At 72.7% G+C, this 18,781-nt stretch carries 18 protein-coding genes; 8 read left to right on the forward strand and 10 right to left on the reverse strand.

Translation table 11 applies throughout. The annotated features are described in order from the left end of the window. Positions 1-151: 151 nt before the first annotated feature. The gene (locus GKQ77_RS01960; RefSeq protein ID WP_219686839.1) at positions 152-1,075 is read left to right on the forward strand and encodes a TIGR02452 family protein; all 924 of its coding nucleotides are present in this window, start codon (positions 152-154) and stop codon (positions 1,073-1,075) included. On the opposite strand, the gene GKQ77_RS01965 is transcribed toward GKQ77_RS01960, so the two are convergent. Beyond that, complete coding sequence (locus tag GKQ77_RS01965; RefSeq protein ID WP_308117520.1) at positions 1,050-1,508, reverse strand: type II toxin-antitoxin system PemK/MazF family toxin; 459 nt, start codon at positions 1,506-1,508, stop codon at positions 1,050-1,052. The genes GKQ77_RS01960 and GKQ77_RS01965 overlap by 26 nt on opposite strands. Positions 1,509-1,572: 64 nt before the next feature. Further along, a complete protein-coding gene (locus GKQ77_RS01970; RefSeq protein ID WP_219686840.1) occupies positions 1,573-3,006 on the reverse strand; it encodes an amidase in 1,434 nt (477 codons plus the stop codon). Between the two features lie 205 nt (positions 3,007-3,211). Here GKQ77_RS01970 and GKQ77_RS01975 point away from each other — a divergent pair, with 205 nt between their 5' ends. Further along, positions 3,212-4,246, forward strand: a complete 1,035-nt coding sequence (locus tag GKQ77_RS01975; RefSeq protein WP_219686841.1) for a LacI family DNA-binding transcriptional regulator — start codon at positions 3,212-3,214, stop codon at positions 4,244-4,246. 45 nt (positions 4,247-4,291) lie between these two features. On the opposite strand, the gene trxA is transcribed toward GKQ77_RS01975, so the two are convergent. After that, positions 4,292-4,681, reverse strand: coding sequence for a thioredoxin (gene trxA, locus GKQ77_RS01980; protein ID WP_219686842.1), 390 nt, complete (start codon positions 4,679-4,681; stop codon positions 4,292-4,294). Positions 4,682-4,846: 165 nt separating this feature from the next. On the opposite strand from trxA, the gene GKQ77_RS01985 reads away from it, so the two are divergent. After that, positions 4,847-6,271 (forward strand): dihydrolipoyl dehydrogenase family protein, encoded by a 1,425-nt coding sequence (locus GKQ77_RS01985; RefSeq protein WP_219686843.1) that lies wholly within the window; start codon positions 4,847-4,849, stop codon positions 6,269-6,271. Positions 6,272-6,361: 90 nt separating this feature from the next. After that, positions 6,362-6,823 carry a pyridoxamine 5'-phosphate oxidase family protein gene (locus GKQ77_RS01990; protein WP_219686844.1) on the forward strand — a complete coding sequence of 154 codons (462 nt, stop codon included), beginning with the start codon at positions 6,362-6,364 and terminating at the stop codon, positions 6,821-6,823. 32 nt (positions 6,824-6,855) lie between these two features. On the opposite strand, the gene GKQ77_RS01995 is transcribed toward GKQ77_RS01990, so the two are convergent. Continuing rightward, positions 6,856-10,083, reverse strand: coding sequence for a bifunctional cytochrome P450/NADPH--P450 reductase (locus GKQ77_RS01995; protein WP_219686845.1), 3,228 nt, complete (start codon positions 10,081-10,083; stop codon positions 6,856-6,858). A 186-nt stretch (positions 10,084-10,269) separates the two neighbouring features. Here GKQ77_RS01995 and GKQ77_RS02000 point away from each other — a divergent pair, with 186 nt between their 5' ends. The 3 genes from GKQ77_RS02000 to crcB all read left to right on the forward strand — a co-directional run bounded on the left by GKQ77_RS02000 (position 10,270) and on the right by crcB (position 12,251). Beyond that, positions 10,270-11,025, forward strand: coding sequence for a PAS domain-containing protein (locus tag GKQ77_RS02000; protein ID WP_308117521.1), 756 nt, complete (start codon positions 10,270-10,272; stop codon positions 11,023-11,025). Between the two features lie 271 nt (positions 11,026-11,296). Further along, positions 11,297-11,818, forward strand: coding sequence for a fluoride efflux transporter FluC (locus GKQ77_RS02005; protein ID WP_219686846.1), 522 nt, complete (start codon positions 11,297-11,299; stop codon positions 11,816-11,818). Between the two features lie 58 nt (positions 11,819-11,876). Then, the gene (crcB, locus tag GKQ77_RS02010; protein ID WP_219686847.1) at positions 11,877-12,251 is read left to right on the forward strand and encodes a fluoride efflux transporter CrcB; all 375 of its coding nucleotides are present in this window, start codon (positions 11,877-11,879) and stop codon (positions 12,249-12,251) included. Between the two features lie 45 nt (positions 12,252-12,296). Here the strand turns inward: crcB and GKQ77_RS02015 are convergent, their stop codons facing one another. Together GKQ77_RS02015 and GKQ77_RS02020 are read right to left on the reverse strand one after the other, a co-directional pair. Next, positions 12,297-13,235 (reverse strand): glycosyl hydrolase family 18 protein, encoded by a 939-nt coding sequence (locus GKQ77_RS02015; RefSeq protein ID WP_219686848.1) that lies wholly within the window; start codon positions 13,233-13,235, stop codon positions 12,297-12,299. A 75-nt stretch (positions 13,236-13,310) separates the two neighbouring features. Next, positions 13,311-13,892, reverse strand: a complete 582-nt coding sequence (locus tag GKQ77_RS02020) for a dihydrofolate reductase family protein (protein ID WP_219686849.1) — start codon at positions 13,890-13,892, stop codon at positions 13,311-13,313. A gap of 183 nt (positions 13,893-14,075) precedes the next feature. Here GKQ77_RS02020 and GKQ77_RS02025 point away from each other — a divergent pair, with 183 nt between their 5' ends. Further along, entirely contained in the window at positions 14,076-15,041 is a 966-nt protein-coding gene (locus tag GKQ77_RS02025; protein WP_219686850.1) for a pirin family protein, read from the forward strand. A gap of 38 nt (positions 15,042-15,079) precedes the next feature. Here the strand turns inward: GKQ77_RS02025 and GKQ77_RS02030 are convergent, their stop codons facing one another. Genes GKQ77_RS02030 through GKQ77_RS02045 form a run of 4 tightly spaced genes read right to left on the reverse strand, consistent with a single transcriptional unit; the run spans position 15,080 to position 18,774 of the window. Beyond that, the gene (locus GKQ77_RS02030; RefSeq protein ID WP_308117523.1) at positions 15,080-15,958 is read right to left on the reverse strand and encodes a phytanoyl-CoA dioxygenase family protein; all 879 of its coding nucleotides are present in this window, start codon (positions 15,956-15,958) and stop codon (positions 15,080-15,082) included. A gap of 37 nt (positions 15,959-15,995) precedes the next feature. Continuing rightward, the gene (locus GKQ77_RS02035) at positions 15,996-16,844 is read right to left on the reverse strand and encodes a methyltransferase domain-containing protein (RefSeq protein WP_219686852.1); all 849 of its coding nucleotides are present in this window, start codon (positions 16,842-16,844) and stop codon (positions 15,996-15,998) included. After that, complete coding sequence (locus GKQ77_RS02040) at positions 16,841-17,584, reverse strand: class I SAM-dependent DNA methyltransferase (protein WP_219686853.1); 744 nt, start codon at positions 17,582-17,584, stop codon at positions 16,841-16,843. Before GKQ77_RS02040 ends, GKQ77_RS02035 begins: the two co-directional genes overlap by 4 nt. Positions 17,585-17,604: 20 nt before the next feature. After that, positions 17,605-18,774, reverse strand: a complete 1,170-nt coding sequence (locus GKQ77_RS02045) for a YcaO-like family protein (protein ID WP_219686854.1) — start codon at positions 18,772-18,774, stop codon at positions 17,605-17,607. Positions 18,775-18,781 lie beyond the last annotated feature (7 nt).

Here is an 18,781-nt window from a genome sequence, read left to right on the forward strand (position 1 = left end):
TCCTTCCAATCGTGGGCGCTCGTCACACCCAAAACCCTCAAGGCCGTTCGCACAAGAGTGCCCCTGAAACCGTTCCCGCACCAGAATTCCTGTTGCGCCGCCCGACACGCACCGCTCACCATGCGTTCATGAACGACACGGGGGTACGGGCATGAGCGCCCGGCTGCGCGCGGTGGCGCAGCAGACCGAGCAGATCGTCGCGGCGGGCGCGTACACCGCGCCGGGCGGCCACAGGGCGCAGATCGCGGAGGCGGTGGCCGCCGCCCGCGCGGGCACCCGGATGTTCGGGCCGGGGCCGGTGGAGGCGCCCCGGCGCGCGCCCGGCCCGACCGTCTTCGAGGTCACCGGCGAGAGCAGCCTGGAGGCGGCGCGCAGGCTCGTCGAAGGGCCCCTCGCCGGTGACGCATCCCGGGTCGGTGAAGGCCCCCGCGCCGGTGAAGGTTCCCCGGTCGCGGTGCTGAACTTCTCGTCCGCGCGCAACCCCGGCGGCGGCTACCTCAACGGCGCCCAGGCGCAGGAGGAGGCGATCTGCCGCGCCTCCGCGCTCTACGCCTGCCTCCTGGAGGCCCGCCCGTTCTACGACCACCACCGCGCCCACCGCGACCCCTTCTACACCGACCGGGTGATCCACTCGCCGGGCGTCCCCGTTTTCCGCGACGACAGCGGCGAGCTGTTGGACGCGCCGTACCGCGTCGGCTTCCTGACCTCGGCGGCGCCGAACGCGGGCGTGATCCGCCGCCGCCTCCCGGAGCGTGCCGCCGACATCCCGCAAGCGGTGGCGGCCCGCGCCGAACGGGTCCTGGAGACGGCACTCGCCTGCGGCTACGAACGCCTGGTGCTCGGCGCGTGGGGCTGCGGGGTCTTCATGAACGACCCCGCGCACGTCGCGGGCGCCTTCCGGACGCTGCTCGGCGAAGGCGGCCGGTTCGCCGGGCAGTTCGCCCACATCGTGTTCGGGGTCCTCGACCGCACGAAGGGCGCGGTGACACGCGGCGCCTTCGAGCGGACGTTCGCACAGGAGGTCACCGCCGGTCGCGGCGCCGAGGTGCTCAGCGCCAGCCGTAACGCTCCCTGAGACGCAGTACGACCAGGTTGAACCGCATGCGGTCCAGCGCGCACGCCTCCCGCCGCATCCCGCGCTCGTGGACCCGCAGCACCCGGTCGACGGCCACCCACGAGTCCCGCCCCTCGCGGTCCCACGGCCCGCTCCCGATCGGCACCCAGTCACGCTCATCGGCATGCCGCTTGCTGGACAGCTGCACGGCGAGCAGGGTGCCTCCCGCCTCGCGCGCCACGACGAGGACGGGGCGGTCCTTGCCGCGCCCGTCGTTCTCCTCGTACGGCACCCACGTCCAGACGATCTCCCCGGGGTCGGGATCGCCGTCGCGGTCCGGCGCGTACTCGGTGCGGACCCGGCCCACCTCGCGCGGCTTCGCCTCGGTGGTCGCCGTGGCGCCGGAACGGCCGGGGGAGGCGGGCTGATGCGGGTCATCAATGAAGGCAGTCACAAGGTCACCGTAGAACCTCTCCGGCCCAGCCCGCGGCGCTGCCCGGCCGGGGAGTCGTCCGGGTTCACGTGGCGGGGCGAGCCGTCCGCGGTTCCGGGACCGGCCACTGCTCGTACCACCGCTGGTCCGCCTCCAGCTGCGCGGCCAGCGAGATCAGGAGCGGCTCGCTGCCCTCAGGTCCTAGCAGCTGGGCGCCGACCGGAAGGCCCCCCGCGACGCGTCCGGCGGGGACGTTGACGCCGGGCCAGCCGAGGACGTTCCACGGCCAGGCGTAGGGGCAGGCGGCGATGATCGCCTGGTCGGTGCGGAAGCCGCTCAGCGCGGCCAGCGCGCCGATCCGCGGCGGGGGAGTGGCCGTGGTCGGCGCGAGCACCACGTCGTACGTCGAGAAGACCGCGCCCACCCGGCGGTGCAGCGCGGCCTCGGCGCGGCGCGCGAGCCGCAGCGGGGCGCCGCCCAGCAGGCGCCCCGCGCGGGCCGCCCCGCGGGTTCGCCGGTCCAGGAGCGAGGAGTCGGGAACGTGCCGCGCCCACTCCGCGATGCCCGCCGTGGCGCGCGGCACGAAGGCCAGGCCGATCCGGCCGTAGTGCGGGTCGGCCTCCTCCACGTCGTGCCCGAGCGCGGCGAGCCGGTCCGCGAGCGCGACGACCCGCTCCCGCACCGCCGGGTGCAGCCGCTTGGGAGTCGCCGTGAACGGCATGCGCAGCGAGAGCGCGATCCGCAGCCGCCCCGGGTCGCGGGTCGCCGCCTCGGCGGCGCGCACGGCGGGCGGCCGGTGCAGGTCGCCCGGGTGGCTGCCGCTCGCCGCGTCGAGGAGCAGCGCCGCGTCGGCGACCGTCCTGGCGAGCGGACCGTTGACGGTGATGCCGTGGAACGCCTCGGGCCACGGCCACGTCGATATCCGCCCCCGCTGCGGTTTGATGCCGACCAGATGCGTCCAGGCGGCGGGGATCCGCACCGAGCCCGCCCCGTCCGAGCCGAGCGCGGCGGGGACCAGGCCGGCGGCCACCGCCGCCGCCGACCCGCCCGAGGAACCGCCCGGGGTGTGACCGGTGTTCCACGGATTGCGCGTGTCGCCGAAGCCGGGGCCCTCTGTGAAGGGCCACTGCCCCAGCTCGCAGGTGTTGGTCTTGCCGACGATCACGGCACCGGACGCCCGCAGCCGCCGTACGGCCTCACAGTCCTCGGACTTCGGCGGGAAATCGCCCCTGCACCCGAACGCGGTCGGCTCACCCGCCACATCCATGTCGTCCTTGACGGCCAGCGGCACGCCAAGGAGCGGCCGCCCCGCGAACGGGCCGCCCGCCGCCAACTCCCGGTCCGCCGCGTCCGCTTCGGCGAGCGCGGCCTCGGCCCGCACCCGCTTGAAGGCGTTCAGCGAGGGCTGCGCCGCCTCGATCCTGGCCAGCGTCCGCTCGGTCAGCGCACGTGCGGACACCTCGCCCTCGGCCAGCGCGCGGGCGGTGCGGGCGAGACCATCGGCACGGTCGGCAGTCATGGGGGGACACCTTCGCTCGACGACACGTGCCCGCACGTTAACCGGCGAGTAGCCGTCCGCGGAATGACGCCCCGGTCACCCGCCGAATGACGCCGCGGCCCCCCACGGAACGGCGGCGAAGAGGCCAAAACCGCACCGGAGCATGGCATTTCACCCCGCGCCCGCCGTCGGGCGCCCCGCCGCCGTCTGCGAGGATGCCGATGTCATGGTGCAGATACCGAACCAGCAGCCGGCGCCACGCTCCGTGCCGACGAGCGCCGACGTCGCACGCCTGGCGGGGGTCTCCCGCGCGACCGTCAGCTACGTCCTCAACAACGCCAGCGCCGTACGCATCAGCGAGCCCACGCGCCGCCGCGTCCACGAGGCCGCGCGGGAACTGGGCTACGTCCCGCACGCCGCCGCCCGCAGCCTGCGCGCCGGTCACAGCCGCATGGTCCTCATGCCCACCTCCGAGATACCGATGGGCCCGCTCTTCAGCCGGTTCTTCAACGAACTGCAGTGGGCACTCAGCCGCCTCGACTACACCGTCGTGCAGTACGCGAGCCTCGGCCTGACCGGCGAGGACGCCGCGCGCGCCTGGGCCGAGCTGCGCCCCGTGGCCGTCCTCGCGCCCGACACCTCCGCGCTCGGCCCGCGCGGCGTGACGGTCCTGAAGCGCTCCGGCGCCAAGGCCGTCTTCACCCTCGGCCCGCACAGCGTCGAGGGCGCGCACGCGCTCCTGATGGACGGCCGCCGCGTCGGCGAGGCCGCGGCCCTGCACCTGCTGAGCCGGGGGCGGCGCCGGATCGGCGCGATCGTCCCCGAGGAACCCGGCCTGGAGCTCTTCTCCCGGCCCCGCGTCGAGGGCCTGCGCGCGGCCGTCGACGCCGCGCACATCGCCGGCGCCTCGGTCATGGAACTGCCCCTCGCCCACGAGGAGGGGTCCGCCGCCCGGCTCGCGGCGCGCTGGCGCTCCCTCGGCATCGAGGGCGTATTCGCGTACAACGACGAGTACGCGATGCTGCTGATGCGGGCCCTCCAGGACGAGGGCATCGCCATCCCCGACGACACGGCCGTCATCGGCTCCGACGACCTGATGCTCGGCAGACTGCTCAGGCCCCGGCTCAGCACCGTCCGCATCGAGCTGCCCTCCGGCCGGGGCCTCGCGGAACTCGTCGACCGCGTGGTGCGCGACCCGGGCGGCGAACCCGAGGCGCACGACGTGCTCGGAGCACAGGTCGTGCACCGCGAGTCCAGCTGAGACCGGACCCCACGGCCCGGCCCCCCTGCCCGGCCTACCGGTGGCTCACTGCTCCTTCTCCTGCTGCTTGGCCTGCTCCTCGGCGACCTGCCTGCGCACCTCGTCCATGTCCAGGTTCCTGGCCTGGCCGATGACGTCCGTCAGCGCCGCCTCGGGCAGCGCGCCCGGCTGGGCGAAGACCGCGACCTGATCGCGGACGATCATCAGGGTCGGGATGGACTGGATGTTGAAGGCGGCGGCCAGCTCCGGCTGGGCCTCCGTGTCGACCTTGGCGAAGACCAGGTCGGGGTTGGCCTCGGCGGCCTTCTCGTACACCGGGGCGAACTGCTTGCAAGGACCGCACCACGAAGCCCAGAAGTCGATCAGAACGAACTCGTTGTCCGTGACCGTCTGGTCGAAGTTCTCCTTGGTGAGCTCCAGCGTCGCGCTGCTCATGGTCTGTCCCTGCTTCCTGTGTGGGGCGTGGCCGCTGTCCACAACGGCCGATGGTGCGAACGTATTCCGCCCGCATGGCGCACGGAGCCGGTCCGTGCGTGCGTGGGCGTGTTCCGCGCGCGTACCCATGTGGCCACCGCGCACACCTGCCGACAGACTGTCCTCATGACGGATGCCAAGACGTACGACGTAGTAGTCATCGGTGCGGGCCCCGTGGGGGAGAACGTCGCGGACCGGGCCCGCGCGGCGGGCCTGAGCGCCGCGATCGTGGAGAGCGAACTCGTCGGGGGCGAATGCTCCTATTGGGCGTGCATGCCCAGCAAGGCCCTGCTGCGCCCCGTCATCGCCCGCGCGGACGCCCGCCGCGTCCCCGGGCTGCGCCGGTCCGTGGCCGGCCCGCTGGACACGGCCGAGGTCCTCGCGCACCGCGACGACTACACCTCGCACTGGAAGGACGACGGCCAGGTCGGCTGGCTGGAGGGCGTCGGCGTCGACCTGTACCGGGGCCACGGCCGGCTCACGGGCCCCCGCAAGGTCACCGTCTCCGGCACGGACGGCACCGAGACCCCGCTCCAGGCCCGCCACGCGGTCGCCGTCTGCACCGGCACCCGCGCGGCCCTGCCCGGCCTGCCGGGCCTCGCCGACGTCAAGCCCTGGACGAGCCGCGAGGCGACCGCCGCGGACCACGTGCCCGGCAGCCTCCTGGTGGTGGGCGGCGGTGTCGTCGCCGTGGAGATGGCCACCGCCTGGCAGGCGCTCGGATCGAGCGTGACGGTGCTGGTGCGCGGCGGCGGCCTGCTGCCCCGCATGGAGCCGTTCGCGGGCGAGCTGGTCCAGGAGGCCCTGACGGAGGCGAGCGCCGAGATCCGCTGCGGCGTCTCTGTCACCGCCGTCACCCGCGAGAACGGCACCGTCACGGCCACCCTCGACGATGGGACGACCCTCCGGGCCGACGAGATCCTCTTCGCCACGGGCCGCGCCCCGCGCACGGACGACATCGGCCTGGAGACGGTGGGCCTGGAGCCCGGCTCGTGGCTGCCGGTCGACGAGAGCCTGCGCGTGGAGAGCAGCGACTGGCTGTACGCGGTGGGCGACGTGAACCACCGCGCGCTCCTCACCCACCAGGGCAAGTACCAGGCCCGCATCGCGGGCGCCGCCATCGCCGCCCGCGCCCAGGGCGTCCCGCTCCTGGAGAGCGACCGCTGGGGCGCCCACTCCGCCACCGCCGACCACGCCGCCGTCCCGCAAGTGGTCTTCACCGACCCCGAGGCGGCCTCGGCGGGCCTGACCCTGGCGGAGGCCGAGTCCGCGGGCCACCGCGTCCGGGCCGTCGACTACGACATGGCGGGCGTCGCCGGAGCGGGCCTCTACGCCGACGGCTACCGCGGCCGCGCCCGCATGGTCGTCGACCTGGACCGCGAGATCCTGCTCGGCGTCACCTTCGTCGGCCCCGGCGTCGGCGAACTCATCCACTCCGCGACGATGGCGGTGGCGGGCGAGATCCCCCTGGACCGCCTGTGGCACGCGGTACCGGCCTACCCGACCATCAGCGAGGTGTGGCTGCGGCTCCTGGAGACGTACCGCGGCTGATCCAGGACGACGGGAGCAGGGGCGTAGGCGGCAGGACGTAGGTCCAGCGCCCCATGTGCGCGGCGGAACCGCTGATTAGGGTCGGCGTTCATGCAGACCACGGAAGACACGCACCGCGATACGACGGCGCGTCAGCGCGACACCCTCGAACGCCTCGCCCAGGAACGGGACATCTGGGTGTCGACGGCACATCCGGACCACGGCCCCCACCAAGTGCCCCTGTGGTTCCGGTGGGACGGGCGGGCGGTCTGGATGTGCACGTCGGCGACGTCCGCGACCGCGCGCAACCTCCGCGAGGAGCCCCGGGTGCGCCTGGCGCTGCCGGACACCGCCGACGTGGTGCTCCTGCGGGGCGAGGCGGAGTGCTTTGCCGACCAGGAGGTGCCGGAGCAGGCGGCGGAGGCGTTCACCGAGAAGTTCGGGTGGGATCCCCGCAAGGAGGAAGGCTCCTTCCTGTACATACGGGTGGCGCCGAAGACCGTCCTGGCCTGGCGCGACGAGGGGGAGCTGCGCGGCAGAGTCATCATGCGCGAGGGTGCGTGGCTCGCCTGACATCCACCGCCACGCACCCCCCCGGGTGGCGGTCAGCTGCTCGCGTAGACGTCCTCGACATAGCGCCCCTCGGCGACCAGGTCACGCCACCAGGCCTCGGCCCCGGCCGCGTCGCCGCCCGCGAACTTCGTGCGCAACCGCTGGAACGCCTCCCGCACGCCGGGAGCCATCCGGGAGCCGTCACCGCAGACATGGACCACGGCCCCGGCCTCCAGCAGCCGCCAGACCTCCTCGGCCTCGGCCGCGATCCGGTGCTGCACGAAGAGCACGTCACCCTCGGGGGCCTTGGAGTAGGCGGGGCGCATGGACACCGCGCCCGCGCGTTCGGCGTCCTCCAGCTCCGCCCGGTGCAGATAGTCGACGTCGGGGTGGTCGCAGCCGAAGTAGCAGAGCGCGGGGGCAAGTTCGGCGCCCTCGCGCAGCTGGCTCAGGCGGTCGGCGATGGCCCCGCGGAAGGGGGCGAGGCCCGTGCCCGCGCCGACCATGATGACCGGCGTACGCCCGTCGCGGGGGAGGCGGAAGGAGTCCCGGCAGGGCTGCACGCGCGCGTAAAGGGTGTCCCCGGCCCGCAGGCGATGCAGGTAGGAGGAGCTGGTGCCGCGGAAGTTCCCGCGCCCCGAGCGGTCCGGTGCCGAGAGGAGCGAGACCATCAGGTCGGCGTGGTCCGCCGAGACGGCGGGCGACGACGAGATGGAGTAGTGGCGGGTCCGGATCGGCGGCAGCAGTTCGAGCAGCACCGGCCAGGGCAGCTGCCCCCGCAGCGCCGGGTGGTCCTCGACCAGATCGAGCAGGCTGCCCTGCCGCGCGGCCAACCCCTCTCGATCGGCGGCCAGTTGCTCCAGGGCGACCCGCTCGGGCGGGCACGGGTTGTGCGCGGCGAGCAGGGCGGCCTGGTCCACGGTCGGTGCGTCACGCAACTCCACGTAACGGCTGAGGAGTTCACGGGCGGCGATCGGCCGGTCCAGCGGCAGGGTGGCCCGGCCCGGCTTGTGTGCCCGGATGTTCAGGACCGCCTCCAGGTCGACACCGAGCGCCCGCGCCGCGCGCTCGACCGACTCCGGCTCGTTGACCGGGAGAACGCTCAGATGGTCGGCGGTGCGGTAGGTCACACCGTCGGGGAGCGCGACGCGCAGGAACCGCTTCGGGCGGGCGAGCGGGTGCGCGGGGTCGACGAGATCGGCGCCCTCCACGACCGTCATCGCCACCGTGCCGTGCCGCGCCGCCAGCGCGTCCAGCGGCCCGCCGGTGACCTCCACGACGTCATAGGCCCTGGCCGGGGCGGCAGTGTCGCTCATACCTACGCTCTTGGGGTCGCCGTAGCGCTCCAGCAGCGTGCGGCGCAGCGCCGAGGCGAAGCGCCGCACGGCACCGGCCAGGTCACCGGAGGCATCGGCTTCCACGCGCTCCATCAGACGGGCCCCGCCCGACGCCGCGAGCCCGTCGTCGATGAGGGTCGGCACCCGCTGGTAGGTCGCGGCCCAGTTCCGGTCCCCGACCCCGAGGACCGCGTACGGCACTCCGGCGACGGTCCCCGGCGCCGCTCCCGCCGCCAGCCAGGACATGAACTCGCCCGCGTCATCGGTGGGTTGGCCGTTGTACGAGGCGGCGACGATCACCACCGGCGACCCGGCGGACAGGGTGCCGACCGCTTCGTCCAGGGACGAGACCCGTACGTCGAAGCCCAGCTCCGCCGCCTGCTCGCCCAGTTGCTCCGCGTACGCGCGGCAGGTCCCGAAGTTGGAGCCGTGCAGGAACGTCAGCGCGGTCCCTTCCGGCACCCGGGTCGGCAGGCCGTCCTGCGGCCCCTCGGACGTGCCCGCCCCCTCCGCCGAACCGGCCGGGCCCGCGAGCGAGGCCAGCTCGCGCAGCGCGGACCGGCTCCGCTCGCGGTCCTCGGGCGTGCGGGCGGCCAGGGTCATGGTGAAGCCGTCGGGCTTGAGGGTGAGGGCCTCCTTGACCTTCAGGTCATAGCCCGCGTGGTCGATGAACCGGTAGCGGTGCACGAGCATGCCGAGCAGCATCGTGGCCTCGTGCAGTGCGAACTGCCGCCCGATACAGGCGCGTTCACCCGTCCCGAACGGCTTGTACGCATGCGGCGAGCGCGCCGCCTCCGCCTCGGGGGCGAAGCGCTCCGGATCGAACTCCTCGACGTTGTCGCCCCACACCGGATCGCGGTGCAGCATCGGGGTCAGCACCACCACGAACTCACCGGCCCTCACCAGGTGCCGCCCGCCGATCGTCGTGTCGACGCGGGCCCGGCGCTGGAACGCGGGAGCGGTGGGCCACAGCCGCAGCGCCTCGTTGAGGACCTGACGTACGTAACGCAGCCTGCCCACGTCCTCGTACGACGGCTCGGGATCCGGCGTGTCGCCCCACACCGCGTCCACCTCGGCCTGGGCGCGGTGCAGGGCCGCCGGATTCTTCAGCAGATGGTAGAGAGCGAAGGCGAGCGTGCCCGAGGTCGTCTCGTGCCCGGCGATCAGGAAGGTGATGACCTGATTGCGGATGTTGGCCTCGTCCAGGGCCTCACCGCTCTCGGGGTGGGGGGAGTTGAGCATCAGGCCGAGCAGATCGTCGGTGGAGGTGTCACCCGCCGCCTTGCGGGCCCCGATCACCTCGTCGACGACCCGCGCGAGGAAGGCGGCGTCGGCGGCGAACCGCTCGTCCTCCGCGGCGTAGTCCCCGCCCGGCACCCGCGCCAGCTTCGCCTGACTGTGCGCCAGCGCCCGTACCAGCGCCTCGACGAAGGGATGCGGATCGGTGCGGGCGAAGGACTCGAAGTCGTAGCCGAAACCGGACAGGCCGATGGTGTCAAGCGTCATCCTCGTCATGTCCTCCGACACGCCCACCGGGGCCGACTCGGCCGCGCCCGGCGCGAACCGGCCGTCCCAGGAGGCGATGAGGCGCCGGGCCACGCGCAGCATGTGGGGGTGGTACGTACGCATCGAGTTCATGGCGAAGGCCGGGAGGAGGATGTCGTGTGCCTTGGCCCAGTTCGGCTCGTCGTCGTACGCCGTGAACAGACCGTCACCCGCGATGCCGCGGACGTTCTGCAGGGCGGGCCCGACGCCCTTGGCGAAACGCGTCTCGTCGGACAGCTCCTCGACCAGCTCCAAGGAGGAGGCCCAGACGACATCGCGCCCGTGATGGCGGCGGACGTACAGCGGGCCGTGCCGCCGCGCCAGCTCCACCGCCTGCTGAACGGGGGTGCTGCTCAGTCCGGTTGCCGTGACGTCGACGATGGTGGGGGATTCGCTCATGGCAGGTGCCTCTTCCCTGGGGTGCGGGGGAGTTGAGCGCCCGCTGCGCCGGGCGCCGCCTCCACCGTCGCGCGCCCCGGCCGACGGTCCGCCCCGAGAACTACGTAATCTTGTAGGAGCCTTTTGCCCGCCGCGGCTTGCGCGAGCAGGGGTGACGTGTTCCAGGGGCGCAGAGGAGGTACGGACGTGTCCCGTTCGGAGGGGCCACAGGTCAGGCCAAGGGTGGCGGACGCGGCCATCTGGCGGGGCAGGTTCCTGAGCCTGCTCGACCGCTCCCCGGCGCCGACCGCCATCAGCAGCAGCGACGGGCTTGTCACGGTCGCCAACCCCGCCTTCGCCGGAGCCCTGGGACTCCGTCCAGGCCGGGTCGCGAACCGGCTCCTCCTGGACCTGCTCACGCCCACCAACCGACAGCAGCTCCGCAAGCTCGACGAAGCCATGCGCTCCGGCCGCAGGTCCCGCTACCCCGTCGAGGTGAGCTGGACGAGGGAGGGCTCGGCCCGCCATGGACAGCTGACCGTGGAGCCGGTCACCGACCCGCTGGAGGACACGCCGCCCCTGCTGGTGACGTTGCGCGTGGCGGAGGAGCGGGGACCGGGCCCCGGCGGCGGCGCGGCAGCGGGCCCCGGCGACGCGGGGGAGGAGTTCGCGCACCCCTCCCTGAGTACGCAGGAGGCGCGCATCCTGCGCCTGGTCGCGGGCGGCGCCACGACCTCGGTCGTCGCGCGGTCGGTCGGCATCGGCGTCGACGGCGTCAACTACCACCTGACACGGCTGTGCCGCCGCTTCCGCGCCCCGAACCGGACGGCGCTGGTGGCCCGGGCGTACGTCCTGGGCCTCCTCGCCCCGACCGCGTGGCCGCCGGCGGTAGCGGCACCAGCCGCACGGCAGGGCCCGGCACCGGGCGGGCACCGTGGCGGTGCTGTGGACGGTGGGGGCTGAGCGTCTGGCGCTCTGGTGGGGGGAGCTTCGCCGGCGCCTCGTCCCACCGTCGGCGTCGGCACCGCCGGTGCCGGGGTGGGGCCCACCGGCCTGATGGCGCGGCGCCCGGTCCGGGCGGTTAGCCTGGTGGCAGCGGTGATCGGTCACTCCGGCGCCGCGCGGCGGTGGGGCCCGCCGTACCCGAACCGCGGCGAAGGATGCCGCCAACGGTCCCTACTTGCGAACGAGTGTCGCCCGCCGACGGGTGACGGCGAGTAGGAGGCGTACGCCCATGGAAGCCCAGCCGCCGAAGGCGTTCGGCGAACCCACGGATCCCGATATCGACCCGCCCGTGCCCGCGTCCCCGCCCGTGCCCGCTCCGGCGCCCGGGACGCCGCGTCGAGGCGGGCCGGCGCGCGGCCAGGGGCAGATCCTCGCCGCCGTGGCGGCGGGCGGCGCCATCGGGGCGGCGGCCCGCTACGGCGCCTCCCTCCTCTGGCCGACGCCCGCCGACGGCTTCCCCTGGACGACCTTCGCGGTGAACGCCGTCGGATGCGCGGTCATCGGCGTCTTCATGGTGCTGATCACCGACGTGTGGACGGCACACCGCCTGGTGCGGCCGTTCTTCGGCACGGGCGTGCTCGGCGGCTTCACCACCTTCTCGACGTACGCGGTGGACGTCGAGCGCCTCGTCGGCGGCGGCCACGCCCGCATGGGCCTCGCCTACCTGGCCCTGACCCTGGTCGCGGCGCTCGCCGCGGTGTGGGGCGGGGCCTGGGCGACCCGCCGCCTGGTGGCATGGCGGCGCTCATGACGAGGCTGACCGGCACGGCGCTCCGGGTGCGCCGGTACCGGGGACGGGAGAAGCCGCGGTGAACTGGCTGTTCGTCATCGCCGGAGCGATGGTCGGCGCGCCGCTGCGCTATCTGACCGACCGCACCGTGCAAAGACGCCACGACACGGCCTTCCCCTGGGGAACCCTCACCGTCAACGTCGTGGGGAGCCTGGTACTCGGCGTACTCACCGGGGCCGTCACGGCGGGCGCGGCCTCCTCCCCGGCGCAGCTGTTCCTCGGCACCGGCCTGTGCGGCGCCCTGACCACGTACTCGACGTTCTCGTACGAGACGCTGCGGCTTGCCGAGGAGGGGGCGGGTCTCTACGCCGTCGCCAACGCGCTCAGCAGCGTCGCCGCGAGCCTCGGCGCGGCGTTCACGGGAGTGGCCGTCGCCGAGGCCATCTGGCTGTGACGGCAGGCTTCACGGCCTCACGTCTTGGAACCAGCGCTTCAGCGCTCAGGCCGCCCGGCGCCTCAGCACCGAGGAGACCTCGGCCGCCCACCTCCACGGCGCCGCCGTGCCGCCGGGCGCGGAGTTGAAGTACTCCCAGCCGGCCACACCGCCGAAGCCGGGATGCTTGGCGGTGAGCGCGCGGAGCGTCGACTTGAGCGTCGTCATGCCGACATAGCCGCTGCCGCCGTTGGCCGGTGAGGTGAGCGTGCCCGCGACCACCTTGGACGCGGGAATCAGCCCGCGCGCGATGATGGCGTCGTAATCGGCCGTGGAGTTCATCCGGCCCCAGCCGTTGTAGAACTGGGCGTTGAACCACGCGATGTCACCACCCCGGCTGCGGTAAAGCGCGTCGTAGTCGAAGCCGGAGAGATTTCCACCGCCCTTGAGCGCGCTGCCGACCGGCGCGAGCGTAATGAGGAAATCGGCGCCGAAGTCGGCGCGCAGCGCGCTGATGACGCGCTCGATTCCGGCCAGCGACATGTCTTCCTCGACATCGAGGTCGACGCCGTCGAGGTCGTACCGCCGGATGAAGTCCCGCAACAGCGGGTAATACGTGTCGAATTCGTTGTCGAGCCGGGTGAAGCTGCCCGGCGCCGCGCCGCCGATCATCGCGAGCACGTGGACGCCCTTGCCCTGCATGGTCTTCAGATCCCGCCACATCCGGTCGTACTTGGCCGAGTGCGGCGGGTCGTCGTTCAAGTGCACCGGCGCGTAAGGCCCGTTGAGGTCATTGAGGTGCACCGCGGCCACCAGTACGTCCGTCACGCCGGTGTTGCGCTCGGTGAGCGCGAGCGGCGACACGTACGTGCCATTCGTGTACTGCGTCTGGTAATAGACGACCACGCGCTTCCCCGGCCCGGCGGGTTTCCTCGCCGCCATCGCCGTACCACTCGATGCGGCGGCGGCCGCCAGTGCCGCGAGCAGGACGCTGCGCCTCTTCATGCTCATCGCTCCCCTGAGTCGAAGTCGCCGCAATTCTTACGGGGGGCCGCGGCGAATCGCTAGGGAGAGACAGAACTAATGCGCATTAGTTGGTGAGTTGACGAGTTCGTGGCGGAGCTGGACGACGCCGCTGCCGAAGGTCCGCGTCCCGGCGAGCCGCAGGCCGGCCTTCACCTCCGGCGCCAGGAACATGGGCTTCCCGCGGCCGATCAGGACCGGGTGGACGTAGGTGTGGATCTCGTCGACAAGGCCCAGGCGCAGGAAGGACGCGGCGAGATCGGCCCCGCCGACGACGAGGTCACGGCCCGCCTTCTCCTTGAGCGCCAGGATCTCCTCGGGCACCACCTCGCGCACGATGGTGGTGTTCCAGCCCGCCTCCCGCAGGGTGCGCGAGAAGACGTACTTGGGCGTGTCCCGCCAGATCCCGGCGAACTCCGCCTCCACCTCGCTGCCGCCCGGATCCTGGTCCGCGGTCGGCCAGTAATCGGCCATGAGCTGCCAGGTCACGCGGCCCTCGAGGAAGGCGCCCAGCGTCTTGCACCAGTCATTGAAGTGGCGGTGCAGCTCGTCGTCGACCACGTGCCAGTCGATCTCGCGGTCCGGTCCCTCCATGAACCCGTCGAGGGACACCGACATCGACAAGATGATCTTTCGCATGGCGTTCCTCGCGGTAGTCGTCGCCCTCATTTGCGACGATACGCCGGAGGCCGCCGCGGGGCAGTGCGGCGGACCCGGCCACGCGCCCCGCCCGCCCGGACCGCTCTCGACGTCACCGCGCGATACGGCCGATGCCCGGACGGGTGACTGACGTGCGGCGCCCCCGGGGCTAGGTTGTGCGGCATGAGCAATCTTGAGCGCGAGGCGGTTCCGAGCCGATGCGGCGGCCGGGGGTTCGTCGTCGCGGAACCGGTACGGGAACTCCTCAGCCCCCGGCGCGTCAAGCTCGGCGAGTCCACCGAGGTCCGCCGACTGCTGCCCAACCTCGGGCGCCGCATGGTCGGCGCCTGGTGCTTCGTCGACCACTACGGCCCCGACGACATCGCGGACGAGCCCGGCATGCAGGTGCCGCCCCACCCGCACATGGGTCTGCAGACGGTCAGCTGGCTGCACGACGGCGAGGTCCTGCACCGCGACTCCACGGGGAGCCTGCAGACCGTCCGCCCCCGCGAGCTGGGCCTGATGACCTCGGGCCGGGCCATCTCCCACTCCGAGGAGAGCCCGCGCCCGCACGCCCGCTACCTGCACGGCGCGCAACTGTGGGTCGCCCTCCCCGACGCCGACCGCCACACGGCCCCGCGCTTCGAGCACCACGCGGAGCTGCCCCGGGTCACCGCGCCGGGCCTAAGCGCGACGCTGATCCTGGGCGGTCTCGACGGAGCGACCTCGCCAGGCACGACGTACACCCCGCTCGTCGGCGCGGACCTCACCCTGGCCGACGGCGCGGACGTACGCCTCCCGCTGGACCCGGACTTCGAGTACGCGGTCCTCTCCATGTCCGGCGAGGCCCACGTCGACGGCGTCCCGGTCCTCCCCGGCTCCATGCTCTACCTGGGCTGCGGCCGCACCGAACTCCCGCTGCGCGCCGAGTCGAACGCGTCCGTGATGCTCCTGGGCGGCGAACCGTTCGAGGAGGAACTGGTCATGTGGTGGAACTTCGTGGGCCGCAGCCATGAGGAGATCGAGCAGGCGCGGAGTGACTGGACGACGGGCACCCGCTTCGGCGAGGTAAAGGGTTACGACGGCCCGCCGCTACCCGCCCCGCAACTGCCGCCGGTCGCCCTGAAACCGCGGGGACGGGTGCGTTGAGCTGTCGTGCGGAGTGCCGAGTGGTGCTCCGCACATGCTCAAGTTACGCGCGAGTTGAGACGGCCCCGGGTCTGACGAACGAGTTGGCGGGCGCGTCCGGCGGTCAGGACCGACCGCAGCGGGGCCAGGGGGCGAAGCGGTGTGCCGAGCAGGCGCGGATCGAGGTACGGCACCCAGCCGGTGGCGCGCGGGTGGTAGCGGGGTGGGCCGAGGCAGATGCGCTTGGTGACCACCCACCGGGTCTCCGGCCCACTGTTGGGACGAGTGGCATGAAGATGGTCGCCCGCGAAGAGCAGCAGGTCACCCGGGTCGAGCTGGACTTCCACCGGTTCGCCGACCGCTTGGCCGGGGAGCAGCCGTACCCCCTCGTGGAGCAGCGAGCGCCGATATGCCCCGGGCCAGATGAGCAGGCCGTTGTCGCGGCGGACCCGGCTGAGAGCCATCCAGAGGTTGACGGAATTGACGGCCGTGTTGAACCACGAGTCCACGTGGGCGCCGGTCGGGACCATGAAGCCGGTGTACTCGTCCAGTTCTTCTTCCCGGCCGTTAACAGTGGCCCTTGGGGGCATGATCCGTACACCCAGGTGGTCGCTGACGTACACCTTGCGGCTCTGCGGCGGGAGCAGGTCGGTGAAGCGCAGCAGCAGGTGACGTGCGGCGGGTCTGAGGCGACGGTCCAGGTCGTCGCGGACGGCGCGCAACTGATCGATGTCGGCGACGGTGTGGATGTGCTCCAGCCCTCGCTCCGACACCTGCTCGGCGGCCTCCGGCGAGACGGTGGAGGCGATGGCTGCCAGTGCCGCCCGGGTCCATGATCCTGTGGGGGTGAGCTGTGCGAGACCGTCCCGGACGACCACCATCCGGCCGTCGAGGACGTGGCGGAGATCGAGTTCGTCGAGGGAGCGGTGTGAGGTCACGGCGGGCAAGCTGCTTCTCCCTGTCTCGGACCTGATTTCAGGCGGGCGGCTTGGAAGCACGGAGAGAGAAGGACAGGGGTATGGACGGCAGACCATCCGGCAGCCGCCACCAGTATTCGTCGTGCGCCACCATGCAGGGGAGCATTCGCCAAGCCACGAAGGGCCATTCGTGAAGGAATTCGATGGTCAGTCCCGCGGACGCCAGGGCGCTGACGATCTCGCCGAGTGAGTGTCCCCAGGCGTATTCGACTCCCGGCACCTCGCGGTCCGGTACAGCCGTGGGACTGCGGTACTCGAAGGAAAGGGGCTCCGGTTCACCGAAGTACGAGTAGCGGAGGCGTAATTCGGCTGTGTCGAGGCGGTTGTCGAGCATCCAGGCCGCGGGGTGGGACTCGAAGACGTAGACGAAGCCGCCCGGTGCGACGAAGTGGGCGACGACCTCGGCCCAGCGGCGCAGATCGGGCAGCCAGCCCAGCACACCGTGAGAGGTGTAGACGATGTCGAAATGGCCGTCCAGATGGTCGGGCAGTGCCAGGACATCCGCCTCCACGAAGACCGCCGACGGGTCGATGTCGGCGGCCAGGGAGCGCGCCGTCGCCACGCCCTCGGCGGCGAAGTCGACACCGGTCACCCGGGCACCCAGCCGCGCCCAGGAGAGTGTGTCGATGCCGACATGGCACTGCAGGTGCAGCAGCGAGCGGCCGCGCACCTCACCGACCTCAGCACGTTCAAGTGCGCGCATGCGTGAGCCGCCGACCCGGAAACCGGCCAGGTCGTACTGGGCCGACGCGGCCTTCAATGGCGTCCACAGGCGCCACAATTCGCGATTGTTGCGCAGGTACGCCTCTGGGTCACGAGTCCCACGGGGCAGGTCGGCCGCGTTCACGCCGGCAGCTCGTACACGCTGACGTGGTAGTTGCTGCTGTCGGTGAACGGGCCCCCGGACCAGCCGCCGAACCGTTGGCGCAGCCGCAGGCCGGCCATGGCGGCCATCAGGTCGAGTTCGCCGGCAGAGGCGTAGCGGAAGGCCACCCGGATGTGCCGGACCTCGCCGTCGTGGACGACCTGGTAGTCGGAGGTGTAGCGCTGGGTCGCCGGGTGGATCCGGCGGATACGCGTGACCGCGTCGCCGCCGGCCGCCCGGACGGGCTGGGCATCAGCCCCGGCTTTGGCGGCCAGGGCCTCCGGAAGATGCGCGTCCAGGACGAAGAGCCCGCCCGGGAGCAACCGCGCCGCGGCCCGGGCCAGGCAGTGGATCTGTGCTTCCTGGGAGGTCAGTTCGGAGAACGTGCCGTTGACCACGTAGATCATCCCGAACCGGCCGTCGTGGTCCACATCGGAGAAGTCGCCGATGCTGATGGCGATGTCGGTTCCCCCGGTCTTGGCGCGGAGTTGTTCGACCATGGCCTTCGCGGCATCGATGCCGTGGAGGTCGTGCCCGAGCGCCGCGAGCGGAAGGGCTATCCGCCCTGTGCCGATGCCCAGTTCGAGCATGGGACCTTCCGGTGCGGTCGCCGCCAGCCGGTCGAGCAGGGAGACCGTCGCGTCGGTGGTGGCCGTCGGCGGGGTGAACCAGTCGTCGTAGTGGTCGGCCAGGTCCACGGCGTAATCGGGGCTCGGGGGCATGCTGCTCCTCTGTGAGTGGTTCAGCCGAAGGGGTGCGGCGGAATACGCGAGCCGAGGGGAGAGGCGGACGGCAGCGGCAGGGCGCCGGGGGCGATCAGCCGGACGACGGCCGTACCGGAGGCGGCGAACGCGGCGGGGGTCGTGTCGACCGCGATCACGTCCTGGCCGGTGTGCTCGGAGAGCAGACGCACAGGGTCCACCGGCCCCTGCCTGGTCGGGCACCGGTCTGCCGTGGTGTGCGGAAGCCAACGCGCCATCGCGTCCTGGCAGCCGAGATACGTCCACACCGCGTGCTGGACCGCGGAGACCGGTCTGTCGCCGGGTAAGGGCCGCCCGCGGACCCGTCGGGCCGCCGGCGTGCTCATGCTCCAGCGGACCATGAGCGCCTCGTGGGCCGCGCGGGCGATCAGCTCCGCATCCTGCCCTGGAGGGCCGCAACGAGCACCGAAGGTCTGCTCGGTGTGCTCGGGCGTGTGCAGACAGATCGCGACGGCGTGGCAGCCGGGCGCGGGCAGGGTGAAGGCGGTCGCCCGCAGTCCGAGGTGCTCGCATACGCGGCGCAGGGGGAGGGGCAGTTCGTCGTGTACGGGCCGGCGGCGGGGCGGATGCCGTGCCGGATCCTGCCAGCTCCGGCGGAGCAGATCGCGTTCGAGTGTCTCCCAGGCGGCATGCTCGACGGCGGTGCCCGGGTCGGGGTGGGCCGCGAGGCCCGTGGAGCCGGCCCGGTCGGGCGCCGCGCAACCCGCGGGCGGCCGGTGCTGCAAATAGGCCAGACCTGCCGGAACCAGTACTTCCGAACCGGAGAGCAGGGAGCGTCCGGTGACCCACAGCTGGCGCACGCTCCGGGTGTCCGGCCCGGACCAGGGCGCGGGGTCCAGGGCGGGAGCGCCTCGACGGACCAGCTCGGCGTGGTCGGCGAGCAGAGTGCGGGACTCCTCGGCGGCGCGGCCCGCCAGCACGTTGCCCAGGCGCTCCAGCAGTTCGCCGCGGGCCCGTACGGCGACATCGTCGGGGTGCGCCCCCGAAGCGCTGCCGATCAGGACGTGGTCGCCCCCGGCGCTGTCCGTGGCGGCGAACAGCGCGCTGCGGGCGGCGACCCGCCCGAAGAGCACCGCGGGTTCGACGGGGAACGGTGCGAAGACCTGGGGTGCCCACGCGGTCGGGGAGGAGGGAGCTGCGGGCTGTGGCATCGGCGTG

Origin of the sequence: Streptomyces anatolicus, from assembly GCF_019400875.1 — a bacterium.
Classification (GTDB): Bacteria; Actinomycetota; Actinomycetes; order Streptomycetales; family Streptomycetaceae; genus Streptomyces; species Streptomyces anatolicus.

Excerpts from the sequence above, each read along its gene's own strand:
- GKQ77_RS01960 (WP_219686839.1), top strand. The coding sequence starts at position 152 with ATGAGCGCCCGGCTGCGCGCGGTGGCGCAGCAGACCGAGCAGATCGTC.
- GKQ77_RS01970 (WP_219686840.1), bottom strand. The coding sequence starts at position 3,006 with ATGACTGCCGACCGTGCCGATGGTCTCGCCCGCACCGCCCGCGCGCTG.
- GKQ77_RS01975 (WP_219686841.1), top strand. The coding sequence starts at position 3,212 with ATGGTGCAGATACCGAACCAGCAGCCGGCGCCACGCTCCGTGCCGACG.
- trxA (WP_219686842.1), bottom strand. The coding sequence starts at position 4,681 with ATGAGCAGCGCGACGCTGGAGCTCACCAAGGAGAACTTCGACCAGACG.
- GKQ77_RS01985 (WP_219686843.1), top strand. The coding sequence starts at position 4,847 with ATGACGGATGCCAAGACGTACGACGTAGTAGTCATCGGTGCGGGCCCC.
- GKQ77_RS01990 (WP_219686844.1), top strand. The coding sequence starts at position 6,362 with ATGCAGACCACGGAAGACACGCACCGCGATACGACGGCGCGTCAGCGC.
- GKQ77_RS01995 (WP_219686845.1), bottom strand. The coding sequence starts at position 10,083 with ATGAGCGAATCCCCCACCATCGTCGACGTCACGGCAACCGGACTGAGC.
- GKQ77_RS02005 (WP_219686846.1), top strand. The coding sequence starts at position 11,297 with ATGGAAGCCCAGCCGCCGAAGGCGTTCGGCGAACCCACGGATCCCGAT.
- GKQ77_RS02015 (WP_219686848.1), bottom strand. The coding sequence starts at position 13,235 with ATGAAGAGGCGCAGCGTCCTGCTCGCGGCACTGGCGGCCGCCGCCGCA.
- GKQ77_RS02020 (WP_219686849.1), bottom strand. The coding sequence starts at position 13,892 with ATGCGAAAGATCATCTTGTCGATGTCGGTGTCCCTCGACGGGTTCATG.
- GKQ77_RS02025 (WP_219686850.1), top strand. The coding sequence starts at position 14,076 with ATGAGCAATCTTGAGCGCGAGGCGGTTCCGAGCCGATGCGGCGGCCGG.
- GKQ77_RS02040 (WP_219686853.1), bottom strand. The coding sequence starts at position 17,584 with ATGCCCCCGAGCCCCGATTACGCCGTGGACCTGGCCGACCACTACGAC.
- GKQ77_RS02045 (WP_219686854.1), bottom strand. The coding sequence starts at position 18,774 with ATGCCACAGCCCGCAGCTCCCTCCTCCCCGACCGCGTGGGCACCCCAG.